The 20,315-nt window shown below is 46.8% G+C and carries 20 protein-coding genes and 2 pseudogenes; 11 read left to right on the top strand and 11 right to left on the bottom strand.

Features of this window, described 5'->3' with window-relative positions; genetic code table 11:
- The 3 genes from AKL11_RS01835 to AKL11_RS01825 form a co-directional block, all read left to right on the top strand.
- Positions 1–265: IS30 family transposase (locus tag AKL11_RS01835; protein WP_172807225.1), on the top strand; the 265-nt coding region annotated here is incomplete at its 5' end.
- A gap of 284 nt (positions 266–549) precedes the next feature.
- Complete coding sequence (locus AKL11_RS01830; RefSeq protein ID WP_067514931.1) at positions 550–1,047, top strand: YgjP-like metallopeptidase domain-containing protein; 498 nt, start codon at positions 550–552, stop codon at positions 1,045–1,047.
- Positions 1,048–1,400: 353 nt separating this feature from the next.
- Entirely contained in the window at positions 1,401–2,171 is a 771-nt protein-coding gene (locus AKL11_RS01825) for an outer membrane protein OmpK (RefSeq protein ID WP_067514930.1), read from the top strand.
- Positions 2,172–2,234: 63 nt separating this feature from the next.
- Here AKL11_RS01825 and AKL11_RS01820 read toward each other — a convergent pair whose 3' ends face one another.
- Both AKL11_RS01820 and AKL11_RS01815 read right to left on the bottom strand, forming a co-directional pair.
- Positions 2,235–3,005: an arylamine N-acetyltransferase family protein gene (locus AKL11_RS01820; protein WP_067514929.1), complete on the bottom strand. Its 771-nt coding sequence runs from the start codon at positions 3,003–3,005 to the stop codon at positions 2,235–2,237.
- Between the two features lie 95 nt (positions 3,006–3,100).
- Positions 3,101–4,123, bottom strand: coding sequence for a phosphatidylinositol-specific phospholipase C (locus AKL11_RS01815; protein ID WP_067514928.1), 1,023 nt, complete (start codon positions 4,121–4,123; stop codon positions 3,101–3,103).
- 152 nt (positions 4,124–4,275) lie between these two features.
- Between AKL11_RS01815 and tnpA the strand changes: the two are divergent.
- A pseudogene (gene tnpA, locus AKL11_RS01810) lies at positions 4,276–4,703 on the top strand (IS200/IS605 family transposase).
- 336 nt (positions 4,704–5,039) lie between these two features.
- On the opposite strand, the gene AKL11_RS01800 reads toward tnpA, so the two are convergent.
- The 4 genes from AKL11_RS01800 to AKL11_RS01785 all read right to left on the bottom strand — a co-directional run bounded on the left by AKL11_RS01800 (position 5,040) and on the right by AKL11_RS01785 (position 7,552).
- Entirely contained in the window at positions 5,040–5,699 is a 660-nt protein-coding gene (locus tag AKL11_RS01800; RefSeq protein WP_067514926.1) for a YiaD family glycine zipper/OmpA-like lipoprotein, read from the bottom strand.
- Positions 5,700–5,720: 21 nt separating this feature from the next.
- Complete coding sequence (locus tag AKL11_RS01795; protein WP_067514925.1) at positions 5,721–6,362, bottom strand: MBL fold metallo-hydrolase; 642 nt, start codon at positions 6,360–6,362, stop codon at positions 5,721–5,723.
- A gap of 43 nt (positions 6,363–6,405) precedes the next feature.
- Entirely contained in the window at positions 6,406–7,110 is a 705-nt protein-coding gene (locus tag AKL11_RS01790) for a histidine phosphatase family protein (RefSeq protein WP_067514924.1), read from the bottom strand.
- A 97-nt stretch (positions 7,111–7,207) separates the two neighbouring features.
- Positions 7,208–7,552, bottom strand: a complete 345-nt coding sequence (locus tag AKL11_RS01785; protein ID WP_067514923.1) for a hypothetical protein — start codon at positions 7,550–7,552, stop codon at positions 7,208–7,210.
- A 395-nt stretch (positions 7,553–7,947) separates the two neighbouring features.
- On the opposite strand from AKL11_RS01785, the gene AKL11_RS01780 reads away from it, so the two are divergent.
- Complete coding sequence (locus tag AKL11_RS01780) at positions 7,948–9,252, top strand: dicarboxylate/amino acid:cation symporter (RefSeq protein WP_095210087.1); 1,305 nt, start codon at positions 7,948–7,950, stop codon at positions 9,250–9,252.
- A gap of 25 nt (positions 9,253–9,277) precedes the next feature.
- On the opposite strand, the gene ribH is transcribed toward AKL11_RS01780, so the two are convergent.
- Both ribH and bioA read right to left on the bottom strand, forming a co-directional pair.
- Positions 9,278–9,757, bottom strand: a complete 480-nt coding sequence (ribH, locus tag AKL11_RS01775; RefSeq protein WP_067514922.1) for a 6,7-dimethyl-8-ribityllumazine synthase — start codon at positions 9,755–9,757, stop codon at positions 9,278–9,280.
- Positions 9,758–9,821: 64 nt separating this feature from the next.
- Entirely contained in the window at positions 9,822–11,111 is a 1,290-nt protein-coding gene (gene bioA / locus AKL11_RS01770; protein ID WP_095210157.1) for an adenosylmethionine--8-amino-7-oxononanoate transaminase, read from the bottom strand.
- Positions 11,112–11,365: 254 nt separating this feature from the next.
- Between bioA and AKL11_RS01765 the strand changes: the two genes are divergently transcribed.
- A complete protein-coding gene (locus AKL11_RS01765; RefSeq protein WP_067514921.1) occupies positions 11,366–12,214 on the top strand; it encodes a 6-pyruvoyl trahydropterin synthase family protein in 849 nt (282 codons plus the stop codon).
- Between the two features lie 21 nt (positions 12,215–12,235).
- Here AKL11_RS01765 and AKL11_RS01760 read toward each other — a convergent pair whose 3' ends face one another.
- The gene (locus AKL11_RS01760; RefSeq protein ID WP_067514920.1) at positions 12,236–12,442 is read right to left on the bottom strand and encodes a DUF2061 domain-containing protein; all 207 of its coding nucleotides are present in this window, start codon (positions 12,440–12,442) and stop codon (positions 12,236–12,238) included.
- A gap of 161 nt (positions 12,443–12,603) precedes the next feature.
- Between AKL11_RS01760 and AKL11_RS01755 the strand changes: the two genes are divergently transcribed.
- Positions 12,604–13,278, top strand: a complete 675-nt coding sequence (locus tag AKL11_RS01755; protein WP_157673358.1) for a hypothetical protein — start codon at positions 12,604–12,606, stop codon at positions 13,276–13,278.
- A 242-nt stretch (positions 13,279–13,520) separates the two neighbouring features.
- Here the strand turns inward: AKL11_RS01755 and AKL11_RS01750 are convergent.
- A pseudogene (locus tag AKL11_RS01750) lies at positions 13,521–14,876 on the bottom strand (IS1182 family transposase); the annotation flags it as partial.
- Positions 14,877–15,004: 128 nt separating this feature from the next.
- Here AKL11_RS01750 and AKL11_RS01745 point away from each other — a divergent pair.
- The 4 genes from AKL11_RS01745 to AKL11_RS01730 all read left to right on the top strand — a co-directional run bounded on the left by AKL11_RS01745 (position 15,005) and on the right by AKL11_RS01730 (position 18,886).
- Positions 15,005–15,421: a CBS domain-containing protein gene (locus AKL11_RS01745; protein WP_095210086.1), complete on the top strand. Its 417-nt coding sequence runs from the start codon at positions 15,005–15,007 to the stop codon at positions 15,419–15,421.
- A 98-nt stretch (positions 15,422–15,519) separates the two neighbouring features.
- Positions 15,520–16,734: an aspartate aminotransferase family protein gene (locus AKL11_RS01740; RefSeq protein WP_067514918.1), complete on the top strand. Its 1,215-nt coding sequence runs from the start codon at positions 15,520–15,522 to the stop codon at positions 16,732–16,734.
- Positions 16,735–16,802: 68 nt separating this feature from the next.
- On the top strand, positions 16,803–18,077 hold the full coding sequence (locus tag AKL11_RS01735) for a hydrolase (protein ID WP_067514917.1): 1,275 nt from the start codon (positions 16,803–16,805) through the stop codon (positions 18,075–18,077).
- A gap of 2 nt (positions 18,078–18,079) precedes the next feature.
- Entirely contained in the window at positions 18,080–18,886 is an 807-nt protein-coding gene (locus AKL11_RS01730) for a DUF1338 domain-containing protein (protein WP_067514916.1), read from the top strand.
- Here AKL11_RS01730 and AKL11_RS01725 read toward each other — a convergent pair.
- Positions 18,883–20,304, bottom strand: coding sequence for a lipopolysaccharide kinase InaA family protein (locus AKL11_RS01725; RefSeq protein ID WP_067514915.1), 1,422 nt, complete (start codon positions 20,302–20,304; stop codon positions 18,883–18,885). The genes AKL11_RS01730 and AKL11_RS01725 overlap by 4 nt on opposite strands.
- Between the last annotated feature and the right edge of the window lie 11 nt (positions 20,305–20,315).

Here is a 20,315-nt window from a genome sequence, read left to right as displayed (position 1 = left end):
AGCGTTGAAGTGTGACAGTTACTTTGCTGCTCCGTATCACTCTTGGGAAAGAGGTCAGAATGAGAATGCTAATGGGCTACTCAGGCAGTATTTCCCCAAGTCGATGGAGCTTAATAACGTTACAGAAAAAGAAGTCATCATAGCGGTTGATAAGCTGAATAATAGACCTAGAAAATGCCTTGACTACAAAACACCTTATGAGGCTTTCAAAGAGTTAACTGGGATTGATGTAAGAAAAGTTATGGGTTATGTATTTATTACTTGAATTCAAGCTTTTATATTCACTTGTAGAAACATAGAATTTGCATGGTTGGTACGAGGGTATTTATACCAATTCTGCTTTTAAATTATGGGCTGCGCAGCTATTTTGGGCGACTGGATCAGCGTTGAAGTTCCTCGCCATAGCTACGGCTATGACTCGTCTCTTCGCCTTGCCCAGTCGCCCAAAATAACTTGCTCACTCCACAATTAAAAAGCGCCATTGGTATTATCTGTGAATTACGTGATCAGAAGCTATGCCTTTCAATGTTTAAATAACTGTAGCGTGACATGCTGAAATATATACTCCACTACCCTCAACCTATTATTGATCAGGTTCAGCGCCTGATCTCAGAAGAGCGTTTGGGTGAATGGTTGTTAGGAAAATACCCTGAGCCTCATGGGGTAAGGAATAATAAAGCGCTCTATGAATATACGATGACGCTTAAAAACCAATATCTTCGTAAGTCAGCACCACTCAACAAAGTGCTGTTTGATGGCAAGCTCAGCCAGACGTATCAGGCGCTGGGCATCAATGTTTCCCGCACGATGGCCCACGGCGGTAAGCTGAAGGTTCGTAAAGAAATTCGCATTGGCACATTGTTTCAAAATGCGCCGGAAGATTTTTTAAGAATGATTGTTGTGCACGAGCTAAGTCACTTAAAAGAGGCAGAGCACAATAAATCGTTTTACCAGTTATGCTGCCATATGGAGCCACACTATTACCAGCTGGAATTGGATACTCGTCTCTATATGACGCAGCTGGAATTATTTGGTTCTCTCTACTGAGACTATTGCCCAAAAAGGCATTTTTCTTACCTGATCTCAAATAACCGTGTTACTAAGAAAAAGAACCCTGAGGTGATCTCAGGGTTTGCCTCCTTTCGCATCCACAAAATAGGTATTTCGAAGGTTTTGAGCCCTCGGTTTTATATTTTTTGTTTATGCAATTTTCGTAGCAATATTCGCTTTGATTCAGGAAATATCAGGTAAATCGGTCTGATACATTTTGTTACCATAGTTCAGTATTTGCACATATAGTACTTCGCAAATCGCGAATACCTTTGATCGTATAAAAACTATACATTTCTCGGCGTGCAAAAAATATGCACGGACATACAATAATTCTGAAAGGAAAAACAATGAAATTACGGACTCAAATTGCTTCCGTTGCTGCAATTACAGCCTGTTCTTTTAATGCTTTGGCATCCGAAGCTTCATCTTGGACTGATGTTCAGTGGAGTTTTGCGAACGTCAGCGTCAACCAGCTTGATTGGTCTAAAGGGACTGAACAGCGTACTGGTGGTAGTAAGGAAGACTTTGTGTTCCTGGAAATTGAAGGTGGAGCTGGATTTTCCTGGGGTGAAGTTTACGGTTTTTACGATTTGGAAAATGCCTTCAATGATCGTGAAAATGAAGATGGCAAAGAAAAACGCGTAGCCACAAAAGGTACGATGCATTACTACCTGGGTGACTCCAACGTAACGTTGTACACGCAGGTTTACCACTTCAACTCCAAAGGGTTTTACGAGACCAATACCGTTGTCGGTGTAGGTTATCGTTATGCTAACGACAGTGGTCTTTGGATTAAGCCTTGGATCGGTGGCCATTATGTCGACAGCGATGCTGGCTACAATGGTTCCAATGGCATTATGGCAGGCTGGGTTGGTGGTTATGGATTCTCTGCTGCAGGCCAAAAGCTCTCCGTCACTAACTGGACCGAGATCGAAATGTTGCGTGCTGATGAATACAAAGAAGGCAATGGCAATACCGGTGTGAATGGCGCGGTTGCTCTTTGGTGGCACCCGATCACTCAGGTGAGCGCTGGTGTGCAATATCGTTATGCCAACAACAAACTGGGTTTGGCTGGCAATAACAATGCAATGATTTACACCGTTAAATACAACTTCTAAGTTTGATCGCTGTGGTAAAAACCCGACGGATGTCGGGTTTTTTTGTGTGAATGACAAACGGTATTACTTGCTGGGTGTTAGTTTAAAGCGATCAGCCAGTAGCAAGACATATTCCTTCTGGGAAATTTCCCGTTTTTCGGAGTGAGCATCACTCCAGAAAATCTTGTGATCATCGTGTTTTTGAGAAAGTGTGATGCGGCCCTCCGGTGTCAGCATTGAGACAATATTGGACTGGGTAAAAACAGAGTCTGGTGATGTCTCTATATAGTGGGATGGTTCGATAAAGTCCTGCCGTGTTCTTGGTGTCGTATTAAAGGCATAGCGGGGTTGCCATTGGGCTTCGGGTGTTTTTTCAAGAGCAAATAATGCCAGATGAGTGTTGTTAAAAGGCAGAATTTTGTAGGTGACGCCTTCTCCTTCAGACGTTGAAGGTCCAGGAATCGGCAGCGGATCTCCAAAGCAGCGACCATTACCCACATCAACGAGATAACTTTCATCATTCAGGTGAACAAGCAGCGCCATATGCGTGTTTAATCCAGTGAGTTTTTCACTTGGGTACATCTCCGCACTCAGCAAGTCCACAGAAAAGCCCATTTGAGTAAGAGCATCATGCAGAAGCCCGTTGGATTCAAAGCAAACACCACCACGGTGTTGGCGTACTATTTTTTCAAATAGCGATTCCGGCGTGAGGTTGAATTTGATGCCTTTATGAATATCCAGATTTTCAAACGGGACTGCCTGAAGAAATGCTTGTTGAATCGCTGTCAGTGTTTCCAGTGTTAAGCTCGGGTTACCTTGAAAGCCAATTCGCTTGAAAAATAGTTCAAGATTCATGCACAACTATCACCTGTATTTACTTTGAGTCGATTCTAATACTTCAAGTTAAGTTCAAGTCAAGAGTTGAGGTAAAAGGTGATAGCGATTGAGTATTAATGATTTAATCGAATGATGTTCTCGATCAGTCGTTTACCTGGGAAGTCAGTCATAATGATCCCAACCGGTGTATTGTCTGGGTAGATGATGTAATTTGCTGTCAGGGTATTGGTGCCTTCAAAAGCAATGGTACAAATACCAATAAAGCATGATGTTCTGGGGAAATCAGGGTAAACATACCACCAGCCGGGTGTTGTTAAACCCGTGGATAGACGTGGAGCTGAAGTGCCGTGAGAGCTGTGCCCACTGACAACGAAGTAGGGGAATGAACCATAAGACCCTGTCAGATAGTTCATAAAAATACGTTGTTGATGGAATGCTCTGGCGCGGTTGATATGCTCTTTTACGGCAGTCCATTTGCTATGAAGATTCCAGTTAGTGCCCATCTTGTATTGATCCTGAATGTCTAATGTTAGATAGAAAATACCGTAGGGCTGGCGATTTGGTGTCTGTCCGGTGAAGTCCTGAAGAATAATGAACTTACCGCGTACTTCGTCCAATGTTGGGTTTTGGGAAGTAGGTATCCATCGTTTACTGCCGTAAATTTCCAAATAAGCATTTAACGTATCGGTAAAACTGCGGGTGTTGTTCGTTTCTGAATATTCAGGTTTAAGGCGAAATAAGATGGTTTCACTGGGGAAGGCTTCCAGAAAGAAATTGATGACTCGCAGCACATCCTCTCCAAACCAGGTATTTTGCGGCACAATTCCATGGTGCATTCGAAATTGGTTGTCGATATGTCGGGCTCTTATATCAAATACTCGAACACCTGAGTACAACTGCTCTAACAGATTCATGGTTTGATTCTGGGCAATATCGCCACCATTGACAGACATGGAGTCGTGGGTGCCGGGCAGGGAGAGCTCACTGATTCGTTTGTTGCCGTCTACCCGTGACATCCAGTCGGGATGATTGGCCACTGGACCATAGTCATGGTTATAGGCTTCATCGTAGTGGATTGCACCGCGGTGGCTTAAGACCGCAATAAATAGCATTAAAAAGACAGTAGGAAGCTGCATCAAGAAAGTCCTTTTTCTTATGAGACTCTAGTCTTTGATGATTAGTTCCATCTTTTTTTATTAGTCTTTCGTAAGGTTAAAACCACCGGCTTTAGCCGGTCAGCTTTAGCTATGATATTTTGTCGCAGTTATCTGGATGTAGAGGTTCTGCGATGGACTACAGGTATGGCAGTCACACAGTATTTAATATTCAGTACCACTTTGTGTTTGTCACGAAGTACCGGTATCAGGTGCTCAAGGGAGATGTTGGCTTAAGAGCCAGGGAGCTGATAAGAGAAACGTGCCAGGCATTTGAGATAGAGATTCTTAAGGGAGTGATTATAAGGATCATGTACATCTGTTTGTGTCAGCGCCTCCGAATATGGCTCCGAGTGAAATAATGAGGAGGGTCAAAGGAAGGTCGTCTACAAGATTGTTTGAAAGTTTCCCTGATTTGAAGAAGCGATACTGGGGAAGGCATTTTTRGGCAAGAGGCTATTTTTGTGTCACATCGGGAAAGGTGACTGAAGAGATGATCAAGGAGTATCTGGATCATCATTTTGAGCCCAAAGTAGATGATAGCTTCAGGACTGAATACTAACGCGTCTTGGACGCGTATCCGGACTTTCAGTCCGTAAATCTAACCCACCGGCTTTAGCCGGTGGTTGTTGAGTTAAGCTTATTTATTGGTCGATCGATTGGGGTTTGGTGATGAATGGCTGGCAGGTGGAGGAGGGGAATTTAGAAAGGCGGGTGATCCGCCTTTCTTGCTAAGTACCCGGCCATATGGAATCGAATATTTCTGGCTTGTTGATCAGGTTCTCTGCAAGGCGCAACGGCGGGAGCATAGCGAGCTATGTGACCAGAGTTGCAACGCAGTCAGAGGGTCTGACCAACAAGTCAGAAAATATGATTTCATATGGTTGGGTACTTATGTTTAGCGCTGTGGAGCAGGTAGCAGGTTGATCTCTACACGACGATTTTGTGCACGACCAGCCGATGTGCTGTTGCTGGCAATCGGGTCGGCAGAACCCTGGCCAAATGCGGTGATGCGAGTCGCTGGCACGCCTTGGAATACAAGGTAATCTGCAACGCTTTCAGCGCGCTGCTGAGACAGTGGCAGGTTGATCTTATCGCCACCGGTGCTGTCGGTGTAGCCAACGATCTCGATCAGGTTACGGTCATACTCTTTGAATACTTTGGCAACGGAACCGAGCACTGGATAGAAAGCCGATTTGATCGCGGAACGGCTGGAATCAAAGGTGATGTTGGAAGGCATGATCAGGCTTAGCTGATCACCCTGACGATAGACGTGAACACCCGTTCCCTGAAGTTCTGCACGCAGCACGGCTTCCTGTTTGTCGAGGTAATAGCCATAGCCTGCACCTGCAGCACCACCCAGTACGGCTCCTTTAAGAGCACCGTCTTTACCATCGGCAAGAGCGCCCAGGGCAGCGCCGGCCAATACACCACCAAGGCCATACTTCGTGGACTTATTGGTTTGCTGTTCGCCAGTGTATGGGTTAGTTGTCTGGCAGCCTGCCAGTAGTGCACTTACCATGAGTACTGCAGTGGCAACCATCTTATTTAATTGCATGGATATTTCCTTCATCAGAATTTAACCGCGGATAATACTATTTTCCCGGATTTCTTCACCAATTGTTGTGTCCGGACCGTGACCCGTGACCACAACGGCTTCTTCATCCAGAGTGTAGAGGCGTTGTTTGATGGATTTTTCAATGGTTTTGTAATCCCCGCCCCACAGGTCGGTCCGGCCAATGGATCGACGGAACAAGGTATCGCCAGCAATCAATAGTTTGGGTTCTTCAAACCAGAAACACATGGAGCCAGGCGTATGGCCGGGCGTATGCATGGCGACGCCTTCACAGCAGGGCAGGGCTTCATCGTCTTTCAGCCAATAGTCGGGATCTGGCACCGGACGATAGGGAACACCAAACATGCGGCACTGCATTTCCAGGTTATCCCAGAGAAATTTATCGCCTTCATGGAGGTAAATAGGCGCACCGGTTTTTTTCTTGATATCGCCGCTGGCCAGAAAGTGGTCGAGGTGTGCATGGGTATGAATAATGGCCACAACCTTCAGCTCAAGGGCTTCAAGTTTGGCAAGGATGATGTCCGGATCTCCGCCGGGATCTACAACAAAAGCCCTTTTGGTGACCGGGTCACCGATAATTGTGCAGTTACATTGCAGCGGACCAACCGGGAATGTCTGCCGAATAAAGGTTGTCTGGTCTGTCATCGAATCTTCGCAGTGGTTTGTCAGTTCTGCGGTGATTCTAATCTTATTTCTTGCTGGAGTCTTTAGGGGCTAGAGTGGGAGTGATCGTCTTTTGTAATGTGTAATAGGCGATAATTTGAAAACCGGCAGTGTCTAAACGCTCATCACCAAGCCCCAAAAGCTGCTGAGTAAGAAGAATGGGTGAGCCATGACTGACAACAATAACGTACTGGTTTTCCAGATCACATTCCGAATCGTTTACAATGGTATTCAGCAGTGATGTCATACGCTTTTCGATAGCATCTGGCGTCTCGCCACCAAACTGCTCGGGGTTCTCAGGGAACCAGAAGTCTGCTTCCTTGTATTGCAGATAGTCGTGGCCATCCCGTTTGCCAGCATCGGCTTCTATAGCTCTTGCATCCACTTCTTTTTTAAACAGTGGGATTTGCAGCTTTCCTATTAAAATATCTGCGGTTTCGATGGTTCTGGGGAGCGGTGAGGCAATGATTTTGCAGACCTTATCACTGGCGATCCCTAGAGCCAGTAGCTTATTAGCGGTATCTCTCACTTGAGCACGACCTCGATCAGTCAAGCGGACAGGCTGGTAGTCAGGGTTGTTGGGGTGACTGCTATAGATATGTTTGACATTGTGCTCTCCCTCGCCATGACGCACGAGAATAATCCCCCCTTTACCAAGCTTGAGTTCATCGAGCTTTGATTCTTTGAGTTCTGGGTCTTCAGGGGTGGATTGAAGCAGAGTATCACCCATCGTTACTCCCGTATGTAAAATCATTAGGATTATTAAAAAGGAGGACAGAATGTTACACCTGATACTTCTCATTATTCCACCTAACTGTTTTTCCGAGCTATTCTTCCGAGCTATTCCAACGGACTATTTTTGAAGGTCTGTGTTTACTAACACCCGAGATGGATAAACTATAAGCGCGCTTGCGACCACAGTGAATACCGGCGGCTGCCTTCAATCTGACAGAAGTGAGCTTGTTAACGGTTGTGGCATCGGAAGAGTCTACGAGTAAGGCTCGATGCTCTGGGTAAGGGAAAAACCATTCCTCAAGATACTCTTCGCTTTCTTCAGCCTCTTCTGACAGCAAGAGCTCTTGAATGAAGAAGCGTCTTGATACCTTGTGCAATGGTACGCACTGACCGTCATTTTCAGACCCGATAAAGGAAAAATAGATGTTTTTCAGCATTTTACTACTCCTGAGTCATTCAGAGGGCAACACTTAGTAGGTAGTAGGCGTTTTATAATTGTGAAGCCGCACACGCACATGCCATTGGCGGGAGAAGTCTAGTAGATATTAAGATGGGCTTTTGTCCCAAAAGTTCCTGCCCGGATACAGAGGCCGCCATAATACTTCAGAAACCTCGTTCCCACGCAGGAGCATGGGAACGAGCTGGTTGAGAGTTTCGCGACACCCTCAAAGAATGGGAACCAGAGCTTTCGCGACAACCTCATACAGTGAGGAAGGGTTTTTATTTAGCATCATTCCAGAACAGCCCAAGCTAATACCAAAATAAGATAAGGCGTTATGTGGACTCTGTCTATCTTGTAGAATCTGTTTAATTAAATGGGTGTTGACCACAAATGCAGAAAAACCCTTGTCGCTCCGGTCGGACTTTCTTGTTTCTTAATGGCTCGCTTTTTACGGGAAATAGCGTTCTGATTTTTGCCGGCCTATTGGGGATTTTCACAGGCTGGCTTCATTTACCAGAGTTTTATCAGGCCAGCCAGATTGTTTCTGACCTCTTTATCCGAATGCTGAAATTAATAAGTCTGCCGGTTATTTTCTTTTCACTGGTTTCTACGCTGTCGGGGGGCGGTGATATTTCTACGGTGAAGAAAATGGGAAGCAGTGTCCTTAAGTACACACTAGTGACGACGATTATCGCTGCCACCATTGCTCTCGGGTTGTATCTGTTGATTGATCCACTGGGGCTCTCATTGTCAAGGCAAACGGATCAATTTATGCAAGAGACAAGCGTTAATTTATGGACGCACTTTGATAAAGTGATTCCTTCCAGTTTCATTGAACCGTTTCAAACGCACAACGTAATGAGCATGTTGTTTTTAGCGCTGTTGTTCAGTTTTTCGGTGATTTGTTTGGAGCCGAAGCATCGTTCAAACTTGAATGCTTTTTATGACAGTATGTTTGCCGCTGTGATGAAAATGACGTCATTTGTGCTCAAGTTGATGCCTTTAGCCGTGTGGTCTTTCGTTAACCTGTTTGTTCAAGATCTTCATGGGCAAGAAGTATTAACTGAGTTGGCTTTATATCTGGCCTGTATTTTAGTTGCCAACGTGATTCAGGCGGGCGTTGTTTTGCCTGTGTTTCTCAAAAGCAAAGGGTTTTCCCCATGGCAAACCGCTCGAGTGATGTGGCCTGCTTTGACCATTGCATTCTTTGGTAAATCATCGGTTGCAGCTTTGCCCAGTTCTGTGGAGTGTGCGGAGAAACTGGGCGTTCAAAGCAACGTTGCCCGTTTTAGTCTGCCTATTTGCACCACGATTAATATGAATGCCTGCGCTGCGTTTATTTTGATTACGGTGCTGTTTGTGGCTCAAAGTAGTGGTGTGGCGTTTTCAACCTTTGAGATGGTAGTGTGGATTGGTATTGCCACCGTCGCAGCTATTGGCAATGCTGGCGTACCCATGGGCTGTTATATGATGTCCAGTGCTTTTCTGGCCGCGATGGGGGTACCTCTGCAGCTACTGGTAATCATTCTGCCTTTTTATGCACTGATTGATATGTTCGAGAGCGCTGTGAACGTTTGGTCGGATGCTTGTGTCACCGTCATGGTGAATAAAGAGTTACAGGAAGAGCTTGTAGAAGAGTTTGTAGAAAAGAGTGGCATGGTGGCCAATAAAGAGGCTACTCAGGAATCTTTGTAGCCCCCACTGACAACTCACATCATTTTCAGAGCTGGTGAATCCAGTTCAACAGTTCTGACGTAGCATAGACGGCTTCAACGCCTTTATTCATATGATTATCGCCAGAACGTTTGTGGGCATCTTCGATACTGGTGACACCAATAACTTCGTTAATCACCGGTTTGCCAAAACGCTCAGTGACATTCTGGAAGCCGTTAACAACGGCGTGAAGCACGCTTTCATCGTGGCTGGTAATGCCTTCCAGAACCACACCAAAGGCCAGCACTGCATCCAGCTCTGGATCTTTTTCAAACAGCAATCTTGCAGCCAGTGGTAACTCAAGAGATCCCGGTACTTTGTGTACAGAGATATTCTCCGGTTTGACGTCAAGCGCCAACAATTCTTTCTCAGCTCGGTTGATCATGGCGTCAACACAGTCGCTGTGCCAGCTACCGCCAATAATGGCAACACGGGCGTGGGGGATTTTATGGAACTGCTCTGGGGTTTTTGGAAGACCTGCACCCATTGTTTGTACTCCTTTAAACGACTTAATAAATTGTTGTGAAACTGAAAAATAGCGTCATTTTAAATCATCTGCCAACACGATGAAGGACTCTGCAAATACTATTGCACAGAGTTTTCAGTTCTTCAGGGGTGATGACATAAGGGGGCATCACATAAACCAGTTTGCCAAAAGGGCGCACCCAGACGCCTTCTTCCACAAACAAGGGTTGTATTTCAGCCATCACCACCGGCTCTTTTAATTCCACCACACCAATACCGCCAAGCACCCGGACTTCAGAGACTGAGGCCATTTCGGCACAGGGCATTAGCTCATTTTTGAGGACTGTTTCGATCATGGCCAGCTGAGGTTGCCACTCTCCTCGGGAGAGTATTTCGAGACTGGCGTTACCTGCAGCGCAGGCCAGAGGGTTGGCCATAAAGGTAGGGCCGTGCATGAAAGGGCCGTGTTCTGAAATGGTTTTGCTGACTTGTTCTGTGCAAAGCGTGGCGGCCATGGTCATGTAACCACCGGTCAGCGCTTTGCCAACACACATAATGTCAGGAACAACATTGGCATGTTCACAGGCAAAGAGTTTACCGGTACGACCAAAACCGGTGGCAATTTCATCGTGGATCAACAGAATGTCATATTCATCGCACAGCTGACGCAGGCGAACCAGATAATCTGGCGAATAGAAATGCATGCCGCCGGCGCCTTGCACAATGGGTTCAATAATAATGCCAGCAAGCTGGTGGCTTTGGAGATCCAGAAACTGACGAAGCTCTGTCAGGTGGCTGTCTTCACAGGGTTCATGAAAACCACAGGCAGGCCTTGGGACAAAATAGTGCTGAGGAAGAATCCCGGTAAACCAGTGATGCATGCCCCCGTCGGGATCACAGATAGACATACCACCGGTGGTATCGCCGTAATAACCACCACGTACGGTAAGCATTTTGTTCTTTTCAGGGCGGTCTTGGGCGATCCAATACTGCATAGCCATCTTGATCGCCACTTCTACCGCGACGGAACCGGAGTCGGCAAAGAAAACCGTCTGAATCGGCTCTGGCGTCATCGCTACCAGCTTTTTGGCCAGATCGATGGCGGGTTTATGGGTCAGCCCGCCAAACATAACGTGGGAAAACTCATCGATCTGCTGCTTCAGCGCCTGATTCATTTCAGGATGGTTGTAGCCATGCACCATGCACCACCAGGAAGACATGCCATCAATCACCCGGCGACCATCGTTCAGATGAAGATAAACACCTTCAGCCCCAGTCACTGGGAACATATCCGCCCGATTAACCGTGGTGCTATAAGGGTGCCAGATATGATTGGCATCAAAACTCAGTTCTTCTGGTGTTATCTGGCTGCTCAAAGCTGGCTCCTTGGTGGAGGGTTCCTGGTGCACTGTCTGGCCCATAAAGTCTGGCCCATAAAGTTCATTCTCTTCAGGGTGCAGAAGATAATCGTCTGGCACCGGTGCTGGCAAGCACAATAAAAGCCTGCGTAGGTGTTAGTGCGTATAAATGTAATAAATAGATACTGGCTGTGGATAATTTCACTATTAGCTTCCAAAATAACGGTGCTTTTAATTTCTATTAACAAATCACTTAAAAGCTCGGAAGTACTATGCAGGCATTGTTCGTCAATAAGCTCACGACCCTTGATTTCAGCTATCTCTGTCCAGAGCGGGGTGTGGTTGGTGAAACATGGATTGTCGATGTCACGCTGTGGGGAGATCTTGATGAGCAGGGCATGGTGTTTGATTTTGGTCATGTGAAAAAACAGATCAAAGCGATGTTGGATACTATGGCAGATCACCGACTGCTGGTGCCTGCCAAGTCAGAAAGGACGTCTGTCAGTCATGAAGATAATCAACTCACCGTTCAGTTTTCAGCGCAAGGTGGTTTGATTACCTGTGCAGCGCCCGCTCAAGCCCTACTACTGCTGGACAGTGAGAGCATCACCCCTGAATTATTAACGCCTTTCCTTGAAGCCGCTGTGCTATCAGAGCTGCCGGAGAATGTTCAGAAAGTAGATTTGAATTTATACCCGGAAGATATTGGCGGTGCTTATTATCACTACAGTCATGGCTTGAAAAAGCACGATGGTGATTGTCAGCGAATTGCCCATGGGCATCGTTCGCAGATACAGGTTTATGTGGATGAGCATCGAGATCAGGTGCTGGAAGCCTGGTGGGCGGCTCAGTGGCGGGATATCTATATTGGAACCCGGGAAGATCTGCTGGAAACGTTCCGGGTGGATAGCACAGAGTACTACCGGTTTGGTTATCAGGCGAACCAGGGCTACTTTGAGCTCAGCCTGCCAGTCACACAGTGCTATTTGATCGATACAGATTCAACGGTTGAACTGCTGGCACAACATATTGTTCGTCGTTTGGCGGAACAGAAACCAGATCGGCAGATCAAAGTGTTCGCTTACGAAGGCCTGGATAAAGGCGCCATGGCAACGGTTTGAACGTTTGAACATTGCCATGACCTATGCTGCGACCAAGGTCTTGTTATGCTTTGGTTCAGTCTTTTTTATGCGGTTCCACACCTTTTCATGGAAGTAAAAGGCAACAGTGTTGACTGCAGGTTCTACCAAGGCGAGCGCGCCGCCAATAACGATGTCGCCGGTCATTATATAACCTACTGAAAAAGCAACAAAAAAATGTATTACAGCAAAGGACATAGTCTTGATCACGGTGAACTCCGAGGTCTGAATCGTTGATGACTTAATTGTATGAGAATGAATCTCATTTGCAAATAGATTTTGCTAATCCTGATCGATAGGAAGAGGCTATCGCTTTTCGACTAGGCTTAAATAGTTAGCAATAAAGGAATAGCAATAAAGGAGATAGTGCTATGACCTCGTCGGTACAAGAGACTATGAATGAGCGCTCTTACCAGCCTGAGGCTCTGAAGGATCCAGAGTTTGGTGTTTCTGCTGAAGCGAAAACAGAAAGCAATAATGAATTGGGTGTGAATGAAAAGCTGGAAAAGCTAATGAAGATGATGGAGGTCGATTTTAATAAAGTTGAAAACCATCTGGTCAATCTGGCGGCCACGCACCTGAATCGCCCGGATATGGCATTTGGCAAGCAGGCGGATATCGCCATTATCGATAATGTGCAAGAAGTTCAAACTGCACCGGTTGCCCCAGTCAGCAAAACCGCAGCCGGCGGCTATGCCAATGACTTGAGGCATGTGAACACCGCTCTGGCCGTACACGATGCCAAATTGCAACAGATCTTTGACCTTCTTGCACTTTCCCGGGCTGGCAGAAAGCCGGACATGTTTAATCCTGCTGTTGAGTACGATCGACTGTTGTCGTTTTTTCGGCAAACGGAAATGCACTGGATTAATCTCACGCGGATACTTCCGGAAAGCTTACCGGACAATACGGAAGTGACTATGACTGAGTTGATGCCAGAGTTTACGGACAAGCTGCTGAGGTACGATAGTGAGTTCGGATTACTCCATGAAGCGATTGACAAGGAACTTAAACAGGCAGAGCTTGCTGTTAAGAAATTGAATTAAATATCACAGGCTTCTTGCCCTTCACGATGCTGAGGCGTAAAGCCTCAGCTAGGAGGCTGTCGGACTTGAAAGTAAAAACCGGAGATGGGCCGCAATAAAGTCAAAAATCACAGAATCCAGTCTGGAAGTGCTGTTTATGTCGTCAGTCTCTTTTGCCCAAATATCCAAATGCATGCGACAAATAACCTGTAAGCTGAAATAAACTGCATAAAAATGATACTTTCCTGAAGATCTTTCAGCATCAGCGTAAACATCCGCTTCAGGTTAAAACCCATGCACAGAAGATCCCATTCAGCAGACACTGCTTCAAGACCACGGACCAGAAATTGACGGTATCCCATCACTTCCTTCTGTATCCCAAACGTTGGCTCAATGGTGCTTTTTCTCAATGCATACACCGCCCGTCCTTCCCTGGTTTGCAATCGCCAACGCATCAACTCCAGTGCGGTAACATCATCGCCTGCGGGCATCGGCTCATCGGGCTTAAAGCGCTCCAGTAAAGGTTTGTTATGGGCATCCTTCTTTTCTGCAATGTAAGGGATAGCTCCAAACTTATCCACAGCAGACACATTGCCCTGACTGAAGTAGCCCGTGTCGGCAAGAATCGCGCTGGGCTTGCCAATCTGCTCTGCACGAGAGGCCAGTTCTTCGAGGGCAGGCGCTACCTGTTGTTTGTCATTGGTCGCCTGAGTAATATGATTTTCAACAATAAGACCACTGTCGTTATCTACTGCGGCCTGCGCATTATAAGCCTGTACAAAACCGTTAGCAGACGTTGGCATTATGCGAGACTCCGGATCTGTCAGGTTGACTTGATCTTTGTCCCTGGGGCCCGGCGTAGGGGCTTTCGGTTCTTTGCCCCGTGGCTTTTTTCCCGTATCTCTGATCGCATCACGACGGGCAACTTTGTCCTGGAATTCTGCCAGCTCTTGCTGATAACGTTCTTCAGCTCGTCGCTCAATTTCAGCTTTGGCATCGGCAATCACCTTGAGGCGATCTTCCCTGCGTTTCAGCTCATCAGGAATGGATAATTCGTCTGGCAATTTTTCAGTATCTGCTTTTTCAGCCATCCTGAGGAGCTCTTCAACTTCTGCCTTGAGCTGCTTTTCGAGCTTGCATGCGTGCTTGTAACTGAGCGCCTTGTGTTTGCTGGCATTGGCCTTCATCTTGGTTCCATCGAGGCTGATGGTTCCCAGCTTCAACCATTCTGCCTGTTGCGCAATCAACAATATCTGAACAAAAAGTTCACTGATTTCTTTACGGAAGCGCTGGCGAAAGGTGTTGATACTGTCGTGATCCGGATGCTCGTTGGCGCAGATATATCGAAAGGCGATGGAGTCATAAGTTGCTTTCTCCAGTTTGCGACTGGAGAAGACACCTGTTGCATATCCATAGAACAATAACGACAGCATGAGGGATGGATGCCAGGCTTTAGAACCCCTTCCTTTATAGGCGCTGATCAAAGGTGTGAGGTCTAGCTGCTCAACCACCTCTACAACAAAGCGAGCAAGATGCACCTCTGGCAGATAATCCTGAACAGTGGCAGGAAAAAAGTCAGGGATGTCTCGGTCAATGGGTCTGAAAGTCCATTTGTTCATTGGCTGGCTGTCTTTTACGATCTTGCGGGTATTATACTCAAAAGTTGTTCTAAGTCCGACAGGCTCCTAGACTGAAAGACAACCTTCGCTATGGTTCAGCAATACTTTGATGGGTAAAGGAGGCGGCTATGAATGCGCATATTCAGGTTCGTGATTATCTGCTTTACGACCCCCCGGTTATCTATGGACATACTCCCCTCAGTGAAGCAACAGAATTGCTTTGTCGGCACCATCTGACCGGCCTCCCGGTCGTTGATGAACATAAAAAACTGATCGGTTTTCTATCAGAGCAAGACTGTATTCAGAAACTGTTGGGCAGTAGTTATCATTGTGATTTTGATGTTCTGGCCAGTGATGTAATGCGTAAGGAAGTGCTTACAGCAAGTCCATCGGAGAGTATCATCACTCTGGCCGAATCCATGCAAAATAATAAGCCCAAGATTTACCCGGTGGTAGAAGATGGTCGATTGATCGGGGTGATCGGGCGCACACAAATTCTTACCGCGCTTCGAGAGCAATTGAAGGCTCGTCAGGTGCCCGTATGAATTATCTGTGAAGGTTTGTTAAAACTGCGTACAAGTTTCTCAGGCTTGTGTAAAATGCAACAACAATTGATAAGAACAACTGACCAAGAGGTAAAAGTATGTCAGAGCATCCCGTTAGTCGCTCAACCTTCGATCAGGTAATGGTTCCCAATTATGCGCCACAGTCCATGGTGCCTGTTCGAGGCAAGGGATCACGAGTGTGGGATCAGGAAGGAAAAGAGTATATCGATTTTGCCGGCGGCATTGCGGTCAATGCCCTTGGTCATTGTCATCCGGTATTGGTTTCGGCTCTGCAAAAGCAGAGTGAAGAGCTTTGGCATCTCAGCAACATCTATACCAATGAACCTGCGTTAGCGTTGGCGCAACAGTTGATCGATAACACCTTCGCAGACAAGGTTTTCTTCTGTAACTCTGGAGCAGAAGCCAATGAAGCGGCATTCAAGCTCGCCAGAAAGTACGCGTTTGATAATTTTGGTCCAGAGAAAAATGAAATCGTTTCTTTTACCCAATCCTTCCATGGCAGAACTCTCTTTACAGTAACCGTTGGTGGACAGAAGAAATATCGTGAGGGTTTTGAGCCAGTTCCCGGCGGTGTCGTTCACACCGCTTATAACGATCTGGATGCGCTGAAATCGGTGATGTCTGAACGGACTTGTGCTGTTGTACTTGAGCCTATTCAGGGTGAAGGTGGCGTATTACCAGCGGATGCTGATTTTATCAAAGGTATCCGTGAACTGTGTGATCAACATGATGCACTGTTGGTGCTGGATGAAGTTCAATCGGGCATGGGTAGAACCGGTAAATTGTATGCGTATATGGATTATGGCGTCACACCGGACATTCTTACCAGTGCCAAGTCTATGGGCGGTGGTTTCCCAATTGGTGCGATGCTGGCCACTGATAAAGTCGCCAAAAGTTTTGGTTTTGGTACTCACGGCAGCACTTACGGCGGTAACCCACTGGCTTGTGCTGTGGCTCTGGAAGTCATCAAAACAGTCAATACGCCAGAAGTGCTCGATAATGTCGGCAACAAGCATGCTCGTTTCCGTAAGCACCTAGATGCGATTCAGGAAAAGTACGGCATTTTCAAAGAAGTTCGTGGCAAAGGTCTGTTGATCGGTGCGGAGCTGGTGGAAGATTACCATGGTCGTGGTAAAGATTTTTTGGCTGCTGCGGCTCAGGAAGGCACTATGTTGCTGGTGGCTGGACCTAATGTATTACGTTTTGCACCATCACTCATTATCCCGGATGAAGATATTGATGAAGGTATGGCAAGACTGGAAAGGGCAGTTGCCAAAGTGACTTCAGCCTGAGTGAACTCTCGCTAACTCATACCCCCGTTCGCTGAGCGGGGGTGTATAAACACGATGAGACGTTCTCGATGCAACATATAAACGACACTGTTATTGATACACTCCCTTCCGAAATACGTTCCCTGCTGGATTTGTTAAATGATCAGCAGGATGACATGCTTTCCCGCACCATTGAACTGGCAGAAATCAACTCAGGTACCCTGAACCGTGATGGTGTTAATCAGGTACTGGAAAGCCTGCTCAAACTCACTGCTAACCTATCTTCTGACCATGAACGTATACCTGTTGCCCCTTGGGAAGTGGTGAATGATCAGGGCGATATTGTTCATAACCCGTTAGGAGATGCGCTTCGAATTCGAAAACGCCCGGAAGCCCCTTTACAGGTTTTTCTTTGTGGGCATATGGATACGGTTTTTCCAAAAGACAGCCCTTTCCAAAAGGTGAAATGGCTGGACGATGAAACGGTTAATGGACCGGGTGTTACCGATCTTAAAGGTGGCATTCTGGTGATGCTCAAGGCATTGGAAGTACTTGAGCAAAGCCCTTGGGCTGAACATATTGGCTGGGAGATCCTGTTCAATCCTGACGAAGAGATTGGCTCTCCCGGCTCTGCACCTTTGATTGCGGAATCGGCAAAGCGTGTGCATCTGGGGATGATTTTTGAACCCAGTTTTCCAGATGGGAGTCTGGCCGGGCAACGCAAAGGCAGTGGGAACTTTTCGGTAGTCAGTCATGGCAAGGCTGCCCATGCCGGTCGTGAGCATCACCTTGGTCGTAACGCCATCAGAGCTTTATGTGACTTTGTTTCTGCCATGGACGATCTTAATGGACAGCGGACGGGTATTACTTTTAATCCAGGCTTTATTCATGGCGGTGGCCCAACCAACGTTGTGCCGGATAAATGTGTGCACAAATTCAATATCCGTTTGGAACACCCGGATGATGAACAATGGTGTTTGGATAAACTGAATGACATTATCGATGGAATAAACACCCGCGATGGTATTCATCTGGAGTTACACGGCGGCTTTACCCGCAAGCCAAAATTATTGAGCCCTGCCAATGAAAAGCTATTGGCATTAGCGCAAAACCTCGGCGCTGAGCTTGGTTTGAGCATCGATGTGAAACCCACCGGTGGTTGTTGTGATGGCAACAATCTCGCATCCGCAGGGATTCCAAATATCGATACTCTGGGTGTTCAGGGTGGGGCGATTCACAGCGAACAAGAGTATTTGAAAGTAAATAGCCTGGTTCCGCGAGCGAAACTCAGTGCAGCTTTATTACTGACGCTGGCATACCGGCAAGCTAACGGTGATCAACTGGAGTGGCTGAGAGGCGCGTAACAATGAAACTCACGATTCATGAACTGCTTGATGCCATGTGGCAGGATTATTTGGCACTGACTCCGGATGCCCAACCCATCCATCAGCTCTTCGATAAGTTAAATCAAGGCAATGTGATTAATGACCATATTGCCTTGAGAACTTTTAACCTGGAAAAACTCTCTTTAGAGAAAGTGGCGCAGCCATTTGTTGATGCCGGTTATCAGCCCATGGATGAGTATCATTTTCCGGCTAAAAAGTTGTTTGCCCGATACTACAAGCACCCCGATGACACCCTGCCTAAAGTGTTTATCAGTGAGCTTAAAGTGGAAGAGCTACCTGAAGACTGTCAGACGATCATTAATGGCCTTGTTGATCAGGTCACTGAAGAGAGTGTTAATCAGCAAAGCTTTTGTTGCTCGGGTCGGCCATGGACGGTTTCTATGGAGCAATACAAGACACTAGCCGCAGAAAGTGAGTACGCTTCTTGGCTAGCCGCCCATGGCTTTCGAGCTAACCACTTTACCGTTTCGATCAATCACCTGAAGACACCGGCAGATATCAACGGCGTTAATCAGTTATTGCTGGATAACGGTTATGAGCTGAACACCAGCGGCGGATTGGTGAAAGGCTCACCGGAGGTGTTTCTGGAGCAATCATCGACCATGGCGAAAGAAGTAAGCGTCAGCTTTAACGATGGTGAACTGACCATTCCCGGCTGTTTCTACGAGTTCGCCATGCGTCACCCAATGCCTGACGGACAACTCTATCAGGGCTTTGTCGCTGCTTCCGCGGATAAAATCTTTGAAAGCACCGATGTTCAATCTTAGCATTTCGAAAATAGCTGCTTAGCAACGGAACCCGCAGGCCAGTTTCTGGCAAAGCGGGCTTCATCTTTTTTGAGCAGTTTTTCCGCCGTGTTCCCAGGGCTGAGCACCATCGACTGATCCAGATCGATCACCAGTGGACGGCCATTGGCAAACAAAAAGTTAGTGGCTTTCATATCACCGTGGAAAAACAGTGCATCCTTCAACACCTTCAACGTGTCTTTTAATAACTTCGACCGAGTTGTTGCTTCAGGCGTGATGGTTTTCAGCTCATTGAAGTAATGCAGCGCATCTTCCGCTTCAACGAACGCTGTCACCAGATAACTGCAGGTGACGAAAGGCCCGACTTTATACTCCATCAAAGCAATAGGCTTTGGCGTGTCGATACCCAGCAAACGAAGCAAGTAGTGGGCAGTGTACCAACCATTTCTGGCGCGGGATTGCCTGAAGCCCCGGAGAAACCAGTGCAGCAAACCTTTGGTGCTTTTGTAGCGCTTTACAAAGACCTGGGTCTGATCGTTCAGTGTCACAATGGACACGGTATTCGTACTGCCACGTTTGAGTACTTTTCCGGCGTTAATAAGAGGCTCAGGATCAGCCATAAACTCTGTAAGAGCAGGTCTGATTTCCGTTCTGTTAGTCACCTGAAATTTATTAAATTTGGATTCAGCGACAAAGTCTGTGCAGCTTCTGAATATCTTTTCCAGATAGCGTTCTCGCCACTTCCGTCGCTTGATAATGGCCGCATCTAAATTTTCTTCGGATATGTTTCCAAGCGGGAAGATTTGCTGATATTCCTGCAGGCATTGTACAGAAAGGTGGTCGAACCTTGGAAACAGTACCGACAGGAAAAAGCCCAGGTTATCCAGTGCTGTTGCCGAGGATAACGGATGGCTTTCTTTTTTTGTGCCGCCACCATCAATCAGATATAGCGCACCATCTTTCATCAGAAAGTTATCCAGATGAGGGTCGTTATGGACAGTGTTGTGCTTATGTAAGGTGGCGAGTGTTTTAACGGCCTGTTTTAAAAGCGACAGTCGTTGTTCGTCTGCTAATTCCTGTTGCCAGAGATCATCAAGGGATTGCGAAGCATCTAAAAACTCAGTTGTCAGCAGGCAGCAGTTCTGGGCTTGTAGTGTGTTATAAATGGCTGGCGTGGCAATGCCTGCTGCAGTAAATGATTCCAGCCCATTTTGCTCACGCTGCATATGGCGTTTGGCGGATTCTCCAAGAAAGCACTTGGCCAGCACCACTTGATTATCCAATATCGCTTTTGCGACCAGGCGTTTACCCGGTAAAAAGCGCAGCACGGATTCAATAAGCAATGGTTTGTCTTGAATCTGCAGATATGACCCGTTGGCAGGTGCTTCCTTTAAGGCGGTGAGCGCCTCAACGGTGTAAGTGGTAATCCCTGTGGTCATTGCCTTTACTC

Source organism: Endozoicomonas ascidiicola (assembly GCF_001646945.1).
GTDB classification, from domain to species: Bacteria; Pseudomonadota; Gammaproteobacteria; order Pseudomonadales; family Endozoicomonadaceae; genus Endozoicomonas; species Endozoicomonas ascidiicola.
Note: the sequence above shows the minus strand (reverse complement) of the source record. Positions and strands in the feature narration are given on the sequence as shown.